At 73.6% G+C, this 16,213-nt stretch carries 15 protein-coding genes and 1 riboswitch; of the genes, 9 read left to right on the forward strand and 6 right to left on the reverse strand.

All coding sequences use genetic code 11. The features are described from left to right. Positions 1-15: 15 nt before the first annotated feature. The 3 genes from E1300_RS25530 (at position 16) to E1300_RS25540 (ending at position 3,974) form a co-directional block, all read left to right on the forward strand. Positions 16-567 carry a carboxymuconolactone decarboxylase family protein gene (locus tag E1300_RS25530; RefSeq protein ID WP_131759600.1) on the forward strand — a complete coding sequence of 184 codons (552 nt, stop codon included), beginning with the start codon at positions 16-18 and terminating at the stop codon, positions 565-567. Beyond that, entirely contained in the window at positions 567-2,714 is a 2,148-nt protein-coding gene (locus tag E1300_RS25535) for a beta-glucosidase family protein (protein ID WP_131759601.1), read from the forward strand. The genes E1300_RS25530 and E1300_RS25535 overlap by 1 nt, the downstream gene beginning before the upstream one ends. Before the next feature lie 402 nt (positions 2,715-3,116). Next, a complete protein-coding gene (locus E1300_RS25540) occupies positions 3,117-3,974 on the forward strand; it encodes a serine/threonine-protein kinase (protein WP_131759614.1) in 858 nt (285 codons plus the stop codon). Positions 3,975-4,186: 212 nt separating this feature from the next. On the opposite strand, the gene E1300_RS50320 is transcribed toward E1300_RS25540, so the two are convergent. The 4 genes from E1300_RS50320 to E1300_RS25555 form a co-directional block, all read right to left on the reverse strand. Next, positions 4,187-4,351, reverse strand: a complete 165-nt coding sequence (locus tag E1300_RS50320) for a hypothetical protein (RefSeq protein ID WP_165502989.1) — start codon at positions 4,349-4,351, stop codon at positions 4,187-4,189. Positions 4,352-4,407: 56 nt separating this feature from the next. Next, entirely contained in the window at positions 4,408-5,079 is a 672-nt protein-coding gene (gene thiE, locus E1300_RS25545) for a thiamine phosphate synthase (RefSeq protein WP_242619396.1), read from the reverse strand. Between the two features lie 168 nt (positions 5,080-5,247). Continuing rightward, positions 5,248-5,622 (reverse strand): Rv2175c family DNA-binding protein, encoded by a 375-nt coding sequence (locus E1300_RS25550; RefSeq protein ID WP_131759603.1) that lies wholly within the window; start codon positions 5,620-5,622, stop codon positions 5,248-5,250. Positions 5,623-5,800: 178 nt separating this feature from the next. Further along, positions 5,801-7,009, reverse strand: a complete 1,209-nt coding sequence (locus E1300_RS25555; protein WP_131759604.1) for an NAD(P)/FAD-dependent oxidoreductase — start codon at positions 7,007-7,009, stop codon at positions 5,801-5,803. 84 nt (positions 7,010-7,093) lie between these two features. After that, a riboswitch (TPP riboswitch) is annotated at positions 7,094-7,207 on the forward strand. Here E1300_RS25555 and thiO point away from each other — a divergent pair. The 6 genes from thiO to E1300_RS25585 all read left to right on the forward strand — a co-directional run bounded on the left by thiO (position 7,197) and on the right by E1300_RS25585 (position 13,327). Beyond that, entirely contained in the window at positions 7,197-8,345 is a 1,149-nt protein-coding gene (thiO, locus tag E1300_RS25560; protein WP_131759605.1) for a glycine oxidase ThiO, read from the forward strand. It overlaps the preceding riboswitch by 11 nt. 16 nt (positions 8,346-8,361) lie before the next feature. Beyond that, positions 8,362-8,562, forward strand: a complete 201-nt coding sequence (gene thiS, locus E1300_RS25565; RefSeq protein WP_131759606.1) for a sulfur carrier protein ThiS — start codon at positions 8,362-8,364, stop codon at positions 8,560-8,562. 2 nt (positions 8,563-8,564) lie between these two features. After that, a complete protein-coding gene (locus E1300_RS25570; RefSeq protein WP_131759607.1) occupies positions 8,565-9,350 on the forward strand; it encodes a thiazole synthase in 786 nt (261 codons plus the stop codon). Between the two features lie 147 nt (positions 9,351-9,497). Then, positions 9,498-10,457 (forward strand): DMT family transporter, encoded by a 960-nt coding sequence (locus tag E1300_RS25575; protein WP_131759608.1) that lies wholly within the window; start codon positions 9,498-9,500, stop codon positions 10,455-10,457. 78 nt (positions 10,458-10,535) lie between these two features. Next, complete coding sequence (gene pknB, locus E1300_RS25580) at positions 10,536-12,461, forward strand: Stk1 family PASTA domain-containing Ser/Thr kinase (protein WP_131759609.1); 1,926 nt, start codon at positions 10,536-10,538, stop codon at positions 12,459-12,461. Positions 12,462-12,481: 20 nt separating this feature from the next. Then, a complete protein-coding gene (locus tag E1300_RS25585; RefSeq protein ID WP_131759610.1) occupies positions 12,482-13,327 on the forward strand; it encodes a deoxyribonuclease IV in 846 nt (281 codons plus the stop codon). A gap of 719 nt (positions 13,328-14,046) precedes the next feature. On the opposite strand, the gene E1300_RS25590 is transcribed toward E1300_RS25585, so the two are convergent. Further along, positions 14,047-15,756 (reverse strand): sodium/solute symporter, encoded by a 1,710-nt coding sequence (locus tag E1300_RS25590; RefSeq protein WP_131759615.1) that lies wholly within the window; start codon positions 15,754-15,756, stop codon positions 14,047-14,049. Positions 15,757-15,761: 5 nt separating this feature from the next. Continuing rightward, positions 15,762-16,213, reverse strand: a 452-nt coding sequence (locus tag E1300_RS25595) for a hypothetical protein (protein WP_207399948.1), incomplete at its 5' end; no start/stop codon positions are given.

Genomic DNA, 16,213 nt, shown 5'->3' on the forward strand with positions numbered 1-16,213 from the left:
GGCAGAAATGTCGGCATGTGCGCCGATACTCCAGAGCACCATGAGCCTCAGACGCCGCGCGTCGGACCGCTGCCCGAGGGCGAGTGGGACGACGCGCTCAAGGCCGTCGTCGCCAATACCGGGCCGCTGAACGTCTTCACGACGATCGGGCGGCACCGCGAGCTGTTCCAGTCGTGGATCGGGTTCGGCTCGATGCTGCTGTACAAGGGCACCATCCCGGCCCGGGACCGCGAGCTCGCCATCCTCAGGACGGCGCACCGCCGGTCCTGCGCCTACGAGTGGACGCACCACCGGCGGATCGGGCTGGAGGCGGGCCTGACCGAGGCGGAGGTCGCCGCGACCCGGCTGGGGCTGGACGACCACGCGTGGAGCGAGGACGACCTGGCCGTCCTGACGGCCGCGGACGAGCTGGACGAGCTCGGCACCGTCACGGACGGGACGTGGGCGGCGCTCGCGGGGCGCTTCGGTGAGAACCAGCTGATCGAGCTCGTGATCCTCATCGGCCACTACCACATGGTCGCCTTCGCGCTGAACGCGCTGCGCGTCCAGGTCGAGGACGGGCACTGATGCGCCGCCGGGGACCCGCGGCGGGAGCACTGGCCTGCGCCCTGGCGGCCGCGGCCACCGTCGCGGGCGCGTCCGCGCAGGCCACGGCGGCGACCGGCCGCTGCGGGGACCCGGCCCGGCGCCCGTGGTGCGGGACGTCGCTCACCCCGGACCAGCGGGCGGCGCTGCTGCTGCCGCGGATGACCGAGGACGAGAAGATCGCGCTGCTGGCGTCCGACGACCCGATGGGCGGTCCGCTCGGCGGCTTCATCGAGACCGCGCACGCCGACACGAACGACGGGATCGACCGCCTCGGCGTCCCGCCGCTGTACATGGCGGACGGGCCCGCCGGGGTCCGCCAGGGCAGGGCCACGGCGCTGCCGGCGCCGATCGCGCTCGCGGCGGGCTTCGATCCGGCCGCCGCGCGCCTCTATGGCGGGACGGTCGCCTGGGAGGCCAGGCACCGCGGCAACGACCTGGTCTTCGGGCCGACCGTGGACGTGCTGCGCACGCCCCGCAACGGCCGCGCGTTCGAGGGGTTCGGCGAGGACCCGTACCTGTCCGCGGGCATCGGGACGTCGTGGATCCAGGGCGCGCAGGAGCAGGGCGTGATGGCGTCGGTCAAGCACTTCACGGTCTACGCCCAGGAGACGGACCGGCTGTCCCTCTCCATGAACGTCGATCCGCGCACCCTCCGCGAGATCTACCTGCCGCCGTTCGAGGCCGCCGTCAAGCAGGCCAGGGTCGCGACGGTGATGTGCGGGTTCGGGAAGGTGAACGGCCGTTGGGCGTGCCAGGACGGCACGTCGCTGAACGGGATCCTGCGCGGCGAGTGGGGGTTCAAGGGGTTCGTCCCATCCGACCACACCGCGGCTCAGGACACCGCCGGGGCCGCGAACGGCGGGCTCGACATGGAGCTGCCGCTCGGCATGAAGTACAACGCGTTCCTGCTGAAGGCGGCCGTCCAGCAGAGGAAGGTGACGCAGGCCGCGATCGACGGGCATGTCCGCACCATCCTGCGCACGATGTTCGAGTTCGGCGTCTTCGACCGTCCGGCGTACCCCAACGACCTCAGCGGGATCGACCGGACGGCGAGCGCGACGGCGGCGCGGCGGCTCGCGGAGAACGGCATCACGCTGCTGAAGAACGACGGCGTCCTGCCGCTGCGGGCGCCCGCGTCCATCGCCCTGGTCGGACGGCCCGCCGCGCAGAGCCAGGCGGGGTTCGGCTCGGCGCGCGTGGAGCCGTTCGACGCGGTCAGCGCGCGGGAGGGCATCGCCCGGCGGGCGGGTTCGGGGGTCCAGGTCACCTACAGCGACGGCGGTGATCGGAGCGCGGCCGCGGAGGCCGCCCGGAAGGCGGACGTCGCGGTCGTCTTCGCCAGCGACAGCCAGGGCGAGTTCTTCGACAAGTCGTGCCTGACCCTCCAGTGCGGCGACCCGCTCCGGGGCGACCAGGACGCTCTGATCTCCGAGGTCGCCAAGGCCAACCCCAACACGATCGTCGTCTTGGAGACGGGCGGTCCCGTGCTGACGCCCTGGGCGGGGCAGGTGAAGGGGATCGTCGAAGCCTGGTATCCGGGCCAGGAGGCCGGGAACGCGCTCGCCAGGGTCCTCTATGGGGACGTCGACCCGGGCGGCCGGCTCCCGGTGACATTCCCCGTCGCGGAGAACGACGCGCCCACGGCCGGGAACGCCGCGCAGTACCCGGGCGTCGGCAAGACCACCACGTTCTCCGAGGGCGTCATGGTCGGCTACCGGCACTACGACGCGAAGGGCATCGCACCGCGGTTCCCCTTCGGGCACGGCCTGTCCTACACCACGTTCGCCTACAGCGGCCTGACCGTCGGCTCAGGGTCGGCTCAGGTCACGGTGACGAACACCGGTACGCGTCCGGGGGTCGCCGTCCCGCAGCTCTATGTCGGGATGCCCTCGCCCGGCTCCGGGATCCCGCAGCCGCCGAAGCAGCTCAAGGGCTACGCCAAGCTGACGCTGGCGCCCGGGCAGAGCAGCAGGGTGACGTTCCCGCTGACCACGCGGTCCCTCGCCTACTGGAACACGGCGGCGGGCGCGTGGAAGGTCGCGGACGGCTGCTACAAGATCATGGTCGGCGGCTCCTCCCGCGCCATCGCGCAGACCGGCACGCTCGGCACCTGCGCGGCCCGATAGCGGGACATGCCAAAGATCTGCGTTCCTCTCCCCTACGGGAGAGTTACGCGGTATTAATGATGAGATCTTCGTCCGTCCCCGCCGAGTCGGAGTCCCCCCTTGCCGAACGACACCTCCCGCGGGAGGACGAACTCTCATCCCGCGCGTCCCGGACCTGCGAGATCAGGCGGTCAGGCCCGCTCCGGGCAGGCCCGGCCAGTCTCCTCCCACGATTCCCCGCCGCACGCTTCCCCGTCTCGCGCGGCTCAAACATCCGGCAGGCAGTCGCATGCCGGACCCGCGCGCGGCGGCACGGCCCACTCCGCGCCGGGACGGCCGAACGCCGCCCGGACCCACGGGCGCGGACGAGGGGCGGACACCCCGCTCGGCCCCGACGACCCGCACCGCCTCGGCGCCTACACGCTGCTCGGCCGCCTCGGCGAGGGCGGCCAGGGAGTCGTGTACCTCGGCCGCGGCGACGACGGCGACCTCGTCACCGTGAAGCTGCTCCGCGGCGGCGCGGCCGCCGGGCAGCGCGCCCGCAGCCGCTTCGTGAAGGAGGCCGACGCGGCCCAGCAGGTCGCCGGACGGCACACCGCACGCGTCCTGGACGCCGACGTCACCGGCGACCGCCCCTACATCGTGAGCGAGTTCGTGGAAGGCCCGTCGCTCCAGCACGTCGTCGAGGACCAGGGCCCCCTCAGCGCGCCGCGGCTGCGCAAGCTCGCCCTCCGCACCGCCGGAGCGCTCGCCGCGATCCACCGCGCCGGGATCGTGCACCGCGACTTCAAGCCCGGCAACGTGCTGCTCGGCCCGGACGGCGCCAAGGTCATCGACTTCGGGGTCGCCCGCACCGCCGACGCCACGCCGCTGACCACCGGCCCCGTCGGCACGCCCGCCTACATGGCGCCCGAGCAGATCGAGGACGAGCCGGTCGGGCCGCCCGCCGACGTCTTCGCCTGGGGCGCCACGATGGTCTTCGCCGCCACCGGCCGCCCGCCGTTCGGCACCGGCCCCAGCGCCGCCGTCATGCGCCGCGTCACGTCCCGCCGCCCCGACCTCGGCGACATGGAGGGGCCGCTCCGCGATCTCGCGGCCCGCTGCCTGGACAAGAACCCCGCCGCCCGCCCGACGGCGAAGCAGCTCGTCCGCGCCCTCCGCGACGGCCAGGCCCCGGCCCCCAGGCCGCGCCCCACCCGCATCCCCCGCTACCGCTGGCGCATGATGCTCGCCCTAGCCGCCGTAATAGCAGCAGGCTTCGCGATGGGCGTGTTGCTCTAACTTATTGCAGTGCCCTCGGCGTCGGCCCTGGCGGGCCTCCTTCAACGGGCACTGCGGCGATCGCTGCATCGCTCCGGCTCGCCTGGCGGCTCACTGCGCGATCAAGTTCTCGCTCCGCTCGAACTTGGCTTCGCACGCGATCGCAACGTGGCCGGTCGGCGATCATTTGGGCTACTGCTTTATCCGGTCACCGGCGAAGTCGAAACGTCCCTCTACCAATGGGGCGGTCGCTCTTCGAGAAGGCGGTCGTCTTCGGTGGGGGTGGTGCCGCGCCATTCGCCCCAGCCGGTGTCGGTGTCGTCGGACGTCTGGTCCGGGAGGATTTCGAGGTCCTCGTCCAGGTCAACGGTCCGGTCGTCGTCGGGTGGAAGGCTCATGATCCCATTGTCGGGGATGGGCGGGCCTGCTCGTGCCCGGACGCGGTGAACGGCTCTCAGACCGCGGCCAAACGCCGCGTGAACTCGGCGGCGGCGGCGCCGGGGTCGGCGGCGTCGGTGATCGCGCGGACGACGACGACGCGGGTGGCGCCGGTGTCGAGGACCTCGTCGAGGTTGGTGAGGTCGATGCCGCCGATGGCGAACCAGGGGCGGGCCTCGCGCCGTTCGGCGACGTAGCGCAGCAGCTTCGGGCCGGGTGCGGCGCGGCCGGGCTTGGTCGGGGTCGGCCATACCGGGCCGGCGCAGAAGTAGTCGACGCCCGGCTCCGCGGACGCGGCGGACGCCTGCTCGTCGGAGTGGGTCGAGCGGCCGATCAGGATGTCCTCGCCGACGATGCGCCGGGCGGCGGGGACGGGGAGGTCGTCCTGTCCGAGGTGCAGGACGTCCGCGCCGACGGCGTGCGCTATGTCGGCCCGGTCGTTCACGGCCAGCAGTGCCCCGTGCCGTTCGCAGGCCGCCCGGAAGACCTCCAGGTACTCCATCTCCTGGCGGGCCTCCAGGCCTTTCTGCCGGAGCTGGACGAGGTCGACGCCGTTGGCGAGGACGGCGTCGAGGAAGTCCGGCAGGTCCCCTTGCCGCTCCCTCGCGTCCGTGCAGAGGTAGAGGCGGGCTCGGCCGAGCCGGGCGTGCAGTTCGACGGCCCGGTCGGTGGGGATCTGCCTGGACACGGTGTGGGGGCTTCCTTCCGGAGGTGGGCGGCGCCCGTGTGGGGGATTTGGCCGCATGTCGGTCACGGGGCCCGCGCGGTGTCGCCACGCGTGACCCCGTGATCCTGTCACGTCCGTCTGGTCAGGGATGTACGCAGGTCCCCAGGCGGGGCTTGCCGGGAGGCCGGCCTAGAAGGCCAGCGCCTGCGCCCTGCGGCGCACCTCGGTACCGCGGTTCTCGCTGAGCGCCTGGACGGGCGTGCCCGGCAGCGTGTCGTCGGCGGTGAACAGCCAGCGGAGCGTCTCCACGTCGTCGAAGCCCGCGTCGGACAGGAGCGTCAGCGTCCCGGACAGGCCCTTGATGACCTGGCCGTCCTTGATGAAGGCGGCCGGGAGCATCGGCTCGCCGTTCCGGCGGACGGCCAGCAGGCGGCGCTCGCTGATGAGCTGCTTGATGCGGTTGGTCTTGATCCCGAGACGCTCGGCGGCCTCCTTGAGGGAGAGCCAGTCCCCGGCGAGGGAGTCGGTGCGGGGGTCGAGTGCGCTGTCAACGGTTGCGTGCATCTGCGTCACGCCACCTGCCTACCACGCCTTCGGAAGACTCAAACCCGCCCGGCGCCCGTTACGACGTGTTAACACCCGCGACGACCTGCGTTGCCGCACCCCTCGCGGGGGCCGGTGCGCGGTGGCCTGCGGGCGAGGCGGCCGCCGGGTGTCCGGTGGTGGCCGCCGAGCGTGTCCGCTATGGGCGAACGGCCTGGCGGACGGGGACGTCCGGGTCGGCGATCGCGGCGGGGTCGACGGGCGTGCCCGCCGCGATGACGCGCCGCGCCTGGACGAGGTCGCGCGGGCGGTCCACGGTGAGGATCGCGTCGAGGCGGTCGCCGGTCAGCCACACCGCGGCCCACTTGGGCTCGGACGGGTCGCCCCGGTAGAGGAGCCGCTCGGACGCCGCGTGGCTGCCCGCGTACTGCACCATGCGGCCGAACTGCTCGGACCAGAAGTAGGGGGCCGCGTCGTAGACGGCGTCTCCGCCGAGGAGGGCCTTGGCGGCGACCTCGGGGGCGTTGAGGGCGGTGTCCCAGTGCTCGACGAGGAGCCGCCGCCCGTACCGGCCGGACCACCAGGCGGCGCAGTCGCCGACGGCGACGACGTCGGGGCGGGGGGCGCCGTCCGCGGTGGACGCGCGGAAGGAGGCGTCGGTGACCACGCCGCGCTCCAGCAGCAGGCCGGAGCCGTCCAGCCAGCCGAGGACGGGGCGGACGCCGATCCCGACGACGATCTCGTCGGCGTCGACGCGCCCGCCGCCGGCGAGGGCGAGGCCGCCGTGCTCGACCGCGGCGACCTTGACGCCGGTGCGGAGTTCGACGCCGGCCTCGGCGTACCAGGGCGCGGTGCGGGCGCCGATCTCGGGGCCGAGGGCGTTGGCGAGCGGGGTGTCGGCGGCCTCGACGACCGTGACGGCGCAGCCCTTCCCGGCCGCGGTGGTGGCGACCTCGGCGCCGATCCAGCCCGCCCCGACGATCACGATGCGGGCGCCGGGGACGAGCCGTCCGCGCAGGTCGCGGGCCTCGTCGATGGTGCGCAGGACGTGCTGGTGCCCGTCGCCGGGCAGGGTGATCGGGGCGGCGCCGGTCGCGATGACGAGCCCGTCGAAGGGCAGGTCGCCGGCGGTGGACGCGACGGTGCCGCCGGAGCCGGGCTCGTCGAGCCGGAGGGCGGTGGCGCGCTCGCCGAGCAGGAGGTCGCAGCGCAGGGCGTCCCAGTCGGCGTCGACGGTGGTGTCGTCGGAGTCGCCGGCGAGGACCGCCTTGGACAGCGGGGGGCGGTCGTAGGGGCGGTGCCGCTCGGCGGAGAGGAGCGCGAGCGAGCCCTCGTAGCCGTTCTTCCGCAGGGCCTCGACGGCGCGCACGCCGGCCAGCCCGCCACCAACGACGATCACCCTGTCCATGCCGGACACCTTAACCGGAGGGGCTTTCCGAACACCGGACGGGTGTCCGGACATATGCGCACTTCTCGGGAGTCGTACAGTGGGGAGCAAGAGCGCGGGAGTCCGGTTCGACCGGGCTGAGAGGGCGGCTGAACGGGCCGCCGACCGCCACCACCTGATCCGGATCATGCCGGCGAAGGGAGCGCGGATGGAGATCGCGATCATCGGGGCCGGGGTCGTCGGCCTCGCCACCGCCTGGCGGGCCGCGGCGGGCGGCGCCGCCGTCGCGCTGGTCGATCCCGAGCCCGCGAGCGGCGCCTCGGCGGTCGCGGCGGGCATGCTGGCGCCGGTCGGCGAGCTGGCCTACGGCGAGGAGCCGCTGCTGCGGCTCGGGCTCGCGTCCCGCGAGCGCTACGGCGCGTTCGTCGCGGAGCTGGAGGAGCTGACCGGCCTCGGCACCGGGTACCGCACCGACGGCCTCCTTGAGGTGGCCTTCGACGCCGACGACCTGAAGTACCTCGACGACCTGCGCCGCTTCCAGGAGAGCCTCGGCATCCCGGTGGAGGCGCTGACCGGCCGCGAGTGCCGGCGGCTGGAGCCGATGCTCGCGCCGGGCGTCCGCGGTGGGCTGCTCGCCCCCGAGGACGGCTCGATCGACCCGCGCAGGCTCGCCCCGGCGCTGCTGGACGCCTGCGCGAAGGCGGGCGTCCGGCTTGTCCGGCGGCGCTGCGCGGAGGTGCTGGTGGAGCGCGGCGCGGCGGCGGGCGTGCGGCTCGACGACGGGTCGGCCGTCCGCGCGGACCGGGTGCTGCTGGCCGCCGGCCCCTGGTCGGGCGACCTCGCGGGCCTGCCTCCTGGGACCGTTCCACCCGTCCGTCCGGTGAAGGGCCAGGTCATCCGGCTCCGCACCCGGACGCCGTTCCTCGGCCGCACCACCCGCGGGCTGGTGCGCGGCTCGTCGGTCTACCTGGTGCCGCGCGCGGACGGCGAGATCGTCGTCGGCGCCACCCAGGAGGAGCTGGGCTTCGACACCCGCGTGACCGCCGGGGGGATCTGGGAGCTGCTGCGGGACGCGCGGGAGCTGCTGCCCGGCGTCACCGAGCTGGAGTTCGCCGAGGTCTCGGCGGGGCTGCGGCCCGGCTCCCCCGACAACGCGCCGATCATGGGGCCGACCGCGCTGCCGGGCCTGTTCCTCGGCACCGGCCACTTCCGCAACGGCATCCTGCTGGCCCCGGTCAGCGCGGACGTCCTCACCGCGATGCTGCTGGACGGGCCGGTGCCCGACGTGGCGCGGCCCTTCACCCCCGACCGCTTCTCCCCCGGAGGTACGCAGATGGAAGCCCAGGTGCGCCGATGAACGCCGAGGTGCGCTGATGCGGGTGATCGTCAACGGGAAGCCGCGGGAGCTGCCCGACGGCGCGAGCGTGGCCGAGGCCGTCGCGGCCGTCACCACGGCGGCGTCCGGCGTGGCGGCCGCGGTCAACGACGAGGTCGTCCGCCGCTCGGCGTGGGCGGCGACGGAGCTGCGGGAGGCCGACCGCGTCGAGGTGCTGACCGCCGTGCAGGGAGGTTGATCATGGGAACGACGGACGACGGCGAAGGCCTGGTCATCGCGGGCGAGGAGATCGGCTCCCGGCTGATCATGGGGACCGGCGGCGCGCCGAGCATGCACGTGCTGCGGGAGGCGCTCACCGCGTCCGGGACGGCGCTGACCACGGTCGCGATGCGGCGGGTCGACGCGTCCGCGCGCGGCTCGGTGCTGGACGTGCTGGCCGAGTGCGGGATCCGGGTGCTGCCGAACACCGCGGGCTGCTTCACCGCCGGCGAGGCCGTGCTGACCGCGAAGCTGGCCCGCGAGGCCCTCGGGACGCACTGGGTCAAGCTGGAGGTGATCGCGGACGAGCGCACGCTGCTGCCCGACCCGATCGAGCTGGTCGAGGCGGCCGAGCAGCTCGTCGCGGACGGGTTCGCCGTCCTGCCCTACACCAGCGACGACCCCGTCCTGGCGCGGCGGCTGGAGCAGATCGGCTGCGCGGCCGTGATGCCGCTCGGGTCCCCGATCGGCTCGGGCCTCGGCATCCGCAACCCGCACAACATCGAGCTGATCGTCGAGCGGGCGGGGGTGCCGGTGATCCTGGACGCGGGCGTCGGCACCGCGAGCGACGCCGCCCTGGCGATGGAGCTCGGCTGCGACGCGGTCCTGCTCGCGACCGCCGTGACCCGGGCCCAGTCGCCCGCGCGGATGGCCGCCGCGATGCGGCACGCCGTCGAGGCCGGACGGCTGGCGCGGCTCGCCGGGCGCATCCCGAAGCGCCGTTACGCACAGGCGTCCTCGCCGTTCGAGGGCCTCGCAACCTCGTAGCGTTGCTTAACCGTGCCCTGAAGATCTATTCGCTGGACCTGAACGGTGGACGGCTCCACACTGGACCCGTCCACCCGGGTCGGCGCCCCGCAACCGGCGGCCTTCCTTCGGTGTTCATGGAAACGTTCCCTGCCTAAGGTCGTGAACATGGAAGAGACGGAGCCGACGAAGCGGACCGGCGTCGACAGGCTGGCGATCACCGCCGCGAGCGTCACCGTGCTGCTGTGGGCGTCGGCGTTCGTGTCGATCCGCAGCGCCGGCGAGGAGTACAGCCCCGGCGCGCTGGCCCTCGGGCGCCTGCTCTCCGGGACGGTCGCCCTCGGCGCGATCTGGCTCGTCCGTCGCGAGGGCCTGCCCCCGAAGGGCGCGTGGCCGGGCATCGTCACCGCGGGCCTGCTGTGGTTCGGCGCCTACATGGTCGCGCTGAACTGGGGCGAGCAGCTCGTCGACGCGGGCACCGCCGCCCTCGTCGTCAACATCGGGCCGATCCTCATCGCGCTGCTCGGCGGCTGGCTGCTCAAGGAGGGCTTCGCGCCCCGGCTGCTCGCGGGCATGGCCGTGTCGTTCACCGGCGCCGCCGTGGTCGGGCTGTCGATGTCCGGCGAGGGCCGCGCGTCCGTCGGCGGCGTCCTGCTGTGCCTGGTCGCCGCCGTGACCTACGCGGCGGGCGTCGTCAGCCAGAAGCCCGCGCTGCGGCACGCCTCGGCGCTCCAGTTCACCACGTTCGCCTGCGCGATCGGCGCGCTCGCCTGCCTGCCCTTCGCGGGGCAGCTCGCCTCGCAGGCCGCCGACGCCCCGGCCGGCGCGACCCTCAACATGGTCTACCTGGGCGTCTTCCCGACCGCGATCGCCTTCACAACGTGGGGCTACGCCCTCGCCCGCACGTCCGCCGGCAAGATGGGCGCCACCACCTACGCCGCGCCCGCCCTGGTCGTCCTCATGTCGTGGCTGTTCCTCGGCGAGGTCCCCGGCCTGATCACGCTCGGTGGCGGCCTGCTCTGCCTCGCGGGCGTCGCCGTCTCGCGCAGTTCCGGCAGGCGGCGCCGGGTCGAGCCGGTCCGCGTCCCGGACGGCGCGGGCGCCACGGTCGCGGCCGGTGACCGCTGAGACTCCGACCAGCGGCGCACTCATGCTCATACTCCCGAGTGATGAGATCGGTGGGAATCGCCGCCTAAACTCGCTGTGATGGACACGACGGTTGCTGATCCACTCGTCGGGCGGGTGCTCGACGGGCGCTACCGCATTGAGTCCCGGATCGCGCGCGGCGGCATGGCCACCGTGTACGTGGCGCGCGACATCAGGCTCGACCGCATCGTCGCGATCAAGGTGATGCACGCGGCGCTGGCCGCCGACGAGGACTTCGTCGCCCGCTTCATCGGCGAGGCCAAGGCCGCCGCGGCGCTCTCCCACCCGAACGTCGTCGCCGTCTACGACCAGCGCACCGACGGCGAGCACGCGTTCCTCGTGATGGAGTACGTCAAGGGCCACACGCTCCGCGACGCGCTGAACTCGCTGGGGCGGCTCGGCCCGCGCGCCGCCCTGGAGATCATGCAGCCGGTGCTCGCGGCCCTCGGCGCCGCGCACCGGGCCGGGCTCGTGCACCGCGACGTCAAGCCCGAGAACGTCCTCATCACCGAGGACGGCCAGGTCAAGGTCGCCGACTTCGGCCTCGCCCGGGCCGAGTCCGCGAGCAAGATGACCAAGACCGGCCTCATCATCGGCACCGTCGGCTACCTCGCCCCCGAGCAGGTCCTGTCCGGCCACGCCGACGTCCGCTCGGACGTCTACGCTGCCGGCGTCCTGCTGTTCGAGCTGATCACCGGCCACCTCCCGCACCGCGCCGACACACCGCTCGCGGTCGCCTACAAGCACGTCAACGAGCAGGTCCCGCCGCCGTCCAGCGTGGTCCCCGGGCTGACGCCCCCGATCGACGCCCTCGTCACCGACGCCACGAGCCACGACCCGGCCCGCCGTCCGAGGGACGCGAACCAGTTCCTCGCCGAGGTCGCCGAGGTCTACAACGGCCTCCCCCGCGACTTCGACCGCCGTATCGAGGAGGCGTCCCGCAACGCCACCAGCGTGTTCGAGTCAGCGCCTCCGCCCAACCGTACGGCCGTCCTCGACCGCGAAACGCTGCCCCCGGACGCCCCGTACCCGCCGCCGCGCACCCGCGCCGACCGCGCGATCGGCGCCCTCACCGGCCGCTACGTCCTCGTCGCCATCGGCGTGGTCGCCGCCGTCATCCTCGGCTGGGCCGTCTGGTACCAGACGTCGGGCCAGTACGAGCACGTCCCCGACTCGATCGTCGGCATGAAGCTGGCCGACGCCAAGGACCGCCTGGAGGGCGGCGGCCTCGACGTCCAGGTCGCCAAGGCGGTCTACGACGACCGCGTCCGCAAGGGCGAGGTGGCCCGCTCCGACCCGCCCGCAGGCGCCCGCGTGGCCAAGGGCCAGACGGTCACGCTCACCCCGTCCAAGGGCCGCACGCCCCGCGAGGTCCCGGACGTCGAGGGCAAGTCCCTCGCGGACGCCAAGAAGGCCCTGGAGAACAAGGGCTTCACCGTCGGCCGGACGAGCACCACCACCTCGCAGACCGTCGCCAAGGACAAGGTGGTCAGCACCGACCCCGCGGGCGGCGAGAAGAGCTCCCCCGACGAGCCGGTGGACATCGTCGTCAGCACCGGCATGTCCATGCCCGACCTCGTCGGCACCGACGGCGACGCCGCCGAGAACCAGCTCCGCTCCATGGGCCTGGACGTCAAGGTCGAGAAGCGCCAGGTCGACGGCAAGCCCGCCGGCACCGTGGTCAGCCAGGACCCGGCGCAGGGCGAGGGCGTGTCCCGCGGCGACAAGGTCACGATCGTCGTCAACAAGCGGAACTGCATCGTCGACTTCGGCGGCGTCCAGCTCGGCTGCGACAGCAACAACGCGCAGAAGATCCCGGTGCCCGACACGACCGGCCGGAGCGTCGACGACGCCAAGCGGATCCTGGAGGACTCCGGCTTCAACGTCAACGTGACCGGCATCGCCGGGAACACGGTCCGCTTCCAGAGCCCGAAGGACGGCGAGGCGACGCGCGGCTCGACGGTCACGATCCTCCGGGCACCCTGACCGGCTAGGCTGAAACGCCTATGACCTCACCGAACAGCCCCATCGGGGCCCATGTCCCCGTGGCCGGGGGCCTCGCCACCGGCGGGCTGAAGTACGCCGCCGAGATCGGCGCGGAGGCGGTCCAGGTGTTCGTCTCCAACCCCCGCGGCTGGGCGCTCCCCGAGGGCAGGCCCGCCGAGGACGCGAAGCTCCGCGAGGCGGGCGTCCCCGTCTACGTCCACTCCCCGTACCTGGTGAACTTCGGCTCCCCCAGCGAGGAGACCCTCGCGAAGTCCGTCGCGACCGTCCGCCACTCCCTGGAACGCGGCCGCGCCATCGGCGCCCGCGGCGTCGTCGTCCACACCGGCTCCGCCGTCAGCCAGACCTACGACGAGGCCATGGCCCAGGTGCGCGACCACGTCCTCCCCCTCCTGGACGCCATCCCCGACGACGGCCCCGACCTCCTCCTGGAGCCGATGGCCGGCCAGGGCAAGATGCTCTGCGCCAAGGTCCAGGACCTGGCCCCGTTCTTCGCGCACCTGGAGAACCACCCCAAGCTCGGCGTCTGCCTCGACACCTGCCACGCCTTCGCCGCCGGCCACGACCTAGCCGCCCCCGGCGGCGCCAAGGACACCCTGGACGTCCTGGTCGCCACCGTGGGCCCCGGCCGCCTGAAACTCGTCCACGCCAACGACTCCAAGGACACCTGCGGCTCCGCCAAGGACCGCCACGAGAACATCGGCGCCGGCCAGATAGGCGAACGCCCCTTCGCCGACCTCTTCCGCCACCCCGAAACCGCAGGCGTCCCCTTCATCATCGAAACCCCAGGCCGCAACCCAGAACCCCACAGCAAAGACATAGCAACCCTGAAGTCCCTACGCCCGTAACCCCCGGCCGGAGACCCCGCCCCCGTCCACGCCAAAGACAGTGACGCGCATGGGCAGAGACCTGCCGCCACAGAGGCGCCCGAGCAGGACCGCCCAGCGGAAGGCGTGGAAGCAGTAAGCGAAATGTTCGCCGACCGGCCACGTTGCGATCGCGTGCGAAGCCAGTTCCGAGCCTGCGAGGAACTGATCGCGAAGTGAGCCGCCAGGCGAGCCGAAGCGATGCGGCGATCGCCGTAATGTTCGTTGAAGGAGGGCCGCCAGGCCCGACGCCGAGAACATTACAAATAATTCGACTCGGGCGCCGCGGAACAACCCCCCGACTGTTCAGCGGCGCCCGAGCCACAGGTCACCGGATCCCACCCCCCCGGTACGGGATCCAGTGACTCACGATCCGGCGTTCGACTCGCGATGCGCCGGATCTCCGGGTTTGCTCTTGTGGGAGGTTCGCGGTGGTGTCGGCGGGTGCCGCCGTCCTGCCGCCCGCCCCTCCGGTGGCGGTGTGGCGTGTGGTGCCACTGAGAACACTAGGGGTGTGGTGCCACGGATCGGGAGGGCGGAAACGCGACCCTCGGTAAACGGTACGTAGTCGGAGTCGTACGCAGAGTAGTTGCACGGTGAGCGGTCGCCGGGCTGCGACGAGCGGTCGCGCCGCGGCATTGGGAACGGTCCACTCAGCCTCCCGCCGGTCACCGGGGGTTTGTCCGTTCAGGACAGGTCCGTCACCGGTTGTCGAGGTCCTCGGGGAGGTGCAGCCAGGCCATCGCGCGGTCGGCGCGGCGCGGGACGCGGCGGCGGGTCAGGAGGGACGCGGCGACCATGACCGCGAACGAGGCGGGCGCGATCACGAGGGCCGGGTGGGCGAGGAGCGCCGCGGGCCAGCCGCTCCAGGGGCCGTAGAACAGCCGGACGACGCCCGCCGCGACCGCGAGGCCGCCGCCGACCAGCAGCCCGGCGCCGGCGCCGGGGGCGGTGAGGCCGCGCCACCAGATGCCGAGGACGAGCAGCGGGCACAGCGAGCAGGCGGAGACGCACAGCGCGGTCGTGACGAGGTTCGCGGCGTCCTGCGCGCCGATCTTCGGCAGGACGGCGAGCGGGGCGGCGAGGGCGAACACGACGCCGGCCCGGAACGCGGCGATCCCGCCGTACCGGCGGACGCTCTGCGAGACGGTGCCGGCGATGGCGACGACGATCCCGCAGGAGGTGGAGATGAACGCGGCGAAGGCGCCGGCCGCGACGAGCCCGGTCAGCAGGGCGCCGGGGAGGCCGGGGACCATCCGCTGCGGGAGGAGCAGGATGGTCGCGTCCAGGTCGCCGGTCGTGAGGAGTTCGGGCGCGTAGAGCCGTCCCAGCGTCCCGTAGAGGGCGGGGAAGACGTAGAACAGCGCCAGGAGCCCGGGGACGAGGGCGGCGGTGCGGCGGGCGCTGCGGCCGGAGGTGTTGGTGTAGAAGCGCATCAGGATGTGCGGGAGCCCCATCGTGCCCAGCATGACCGCCAGCAGCGTCGAGTACGTGCCGTACAGGGCGTGCTCCTGGCCGAGGCCGAACGGCCGCGCCCAGGCGTCGCCCTTCTGGACGGGCAGGCGCCCGTGGTGGGGCACCGTCGCGCCGGACGGGAAGGCCAGGTTCGTGTCCGCGCCGATCCGGTGGGAGCCCTTGCGGAGCGTCAGGGGCTCGCCGGACCGGTGGACGCCGTCGACGGTCCCCCGCACGGTGACGGGGGTGTCGGCGGGCGCGGTGACGGTGAGGGCGGTGCGGACGTGCACGCGGGTGGCGTGGCCGAAGTGCGGCACGCTCCGGGCGGCGGGGTCGTCGCCGCCGTCCAGGCGCCACATCGCGAGCAGCGCCACCGCGGGGACGGCCACCGCGACCAGCTTCACCCAGAACTGGACGGCCTGGACGGCGGTGATGCTGCGCATCCCGCCGGAGGCGACGAGGACGAGCGCCACGGCGACGACGACGGCCCAGCCCGCCCACACGGGCGCGCCGGTCAGCACGCGCAGCGTCACCCCGGCGCCCTGGAACTGCGGCAGCAGGTAGAACCAGCCGATGAAGCAGACGCAGCAGGTGACGATCCGCCGGACGGTCCGCGAGCCGAGCCGCCATTCGGCGAAGTCGGCGATGGTGTAGGCGCCCGAGCGGCGCAGCGGCGCGGTCACGAACGCGAGCAGCAGGATGTACCCCGCGGTGGCGCCGATGGGCAGCCACAGCATGTCGGCGCCGTAGGCGAGCACCAGCCCGGCGGTGCCGAGGTAGGCGGCGGCGGACAGGTACTCGCTGCTGATCGCCGAGGCGTTCCACCACGGGCCGACGCCGCGCGAGGCGACGAGGAAGTCGGAGGTGGTCCGGGCGGCCCGGCCGCCGTACAGGCCGAGGACGGCCGTCATGCCCAGCACCGCGGCGAGCGCGACGAGGGCGGCGGCCACGGCCATGAGGATCACGAAGGGTCCGCCGGCCTCGGGACGTCGCGCTCGGCCCGTTCGGCCCGGCGCAGATGCCGCACGGAGATGGCGACCCACAGCGGCTGGACGCCGAGCGCCAGCGCCGCCCAGACCGGCGGGACGCCGTACAGCCGGGCCCGTCCGAGCGCCGGGACGAGGCCGAGCAGCGGGGGCAGCCCCGCGAGGACGGCCAGCACGGCGGCGGCGGTGGCGAGCGCGATGCGGAGCTGGACCCGGATCAGCGCGCGGGCCTGGACGAGGTCTGGCCCGTCCTCGTCACGGCCTCCCATGCCCCGGTCCGGCGGTCTTCCCGCTCGCGCGGACGCGGAGGGACGCGGCCGGCGCGCCGGATCGGGAGGGTCGGTGTCGACGGGCTCGCAGCCGGAGCGCTCCCCGCCGGGCGCCGCGCCCGGGTCGGACGCGGCGGCCTCGGACGCGGCGGCCGGGT

The organism is Actinomadura fibrosa, from assembly GCF_900659615.1.
GTDB classification, from domain to species: Bacteria; Actinomycetota; Actinomycetes; order Streptosporangiales; family Streptosporangiaceae; genus Spirillospora; species Spirillospora fibrosa.

What these genes read in the sequence shown, in the direction of transcription:
- E1300_RS25535 (WP_131759601.1), top strand. Translation starts at nt 567, where the DNA reads ATGCGCCGCCGGGGACCCGCGGCGGGAGCACTGGCCTGCGCCCTGGCG.
- E1300_RS50320 (WP_165502989.1), bottom strand. Translation starts at nt 4,351, where the DNA reads ATGAGCCTTCCACCCGACGACGACCGGACCGTTGACCTGGACGAGGAC.
- E1300_RS25570 (WP_131759607.1), top strand. Translation starts at nt 8,565, where the DNA reads ATGGGAACGACGGACGACGGCGAAGGCCTGGTCATCGCGGGCGAGGAG.
- pknB (WP_131759609.1), top strand. Translation starts at nt 10,536, where the DNA reads ATGGACACGACGGTTGCTGATCCACTCGTCGGGCGGGTGCTCGACGGG.
- E1300_RS25575 (WP_131759608.1), top strand. Translation starts at nt 9,498, where the DNA reads ATGGAAGAGACGGAGCCGACGAAGCGGACCGGCGTCGACAGGCTGGCG.
- thiO (WP_131759605.1), top strand. Translation starts at nt 7,197, where the DNA reads ATGGAGATCGCGATCATCGGGGCCGGGGTCGTCGGCCTCGCCACCGCC.
- E1300_RS25555 (WP_131759604.1), bottom strand. Translation starts at nt 7,009, where the DNA reads ATGGACAGGGTGATCGTCGTTGGTGGCGGGCTGGCCGGCGTGCGCGCC.
- E1300_RS25590 (WP_131759615.1), bottom strand. Translation starts at nt 15,756, where the DNA reads ATGGCCGTGGCCGCCGCCCTCGTCGCGCTCGCCGCGGTGCTGGGCATG.
- thiS (WP_131759606.1), top strand. Translation starts at nt 8,362, where the DNA reads ATGCGGGTGATCGTCAACGGGAAGCCGCGGGAGCTGCCCGACGGCGCG.
- E1300_RS25550 (WP_131759603.1), bottom strand. Translation starts at nt 5,622, where the DNA reads ATGCACGCAACCGTTGACAGCGCACTCGACCCCCGCACCGACTCCCTC.
- E1300_RS25585 (WP_131759610.1), top strand. Translation starts at nt 12,482, where the DNA reads ATGACCTCACCGAACAGCCCCATCGGGGCCCATGTCCCCGTGGCCGGG.
- E1300_RS25530 (WP_131759600.1), top strand. Translation starts at nt 16, where the DNA reads ATGTGCGCCGATACTCCAGAGCACCATGAGCCTCAGACGCCGCGCGTC.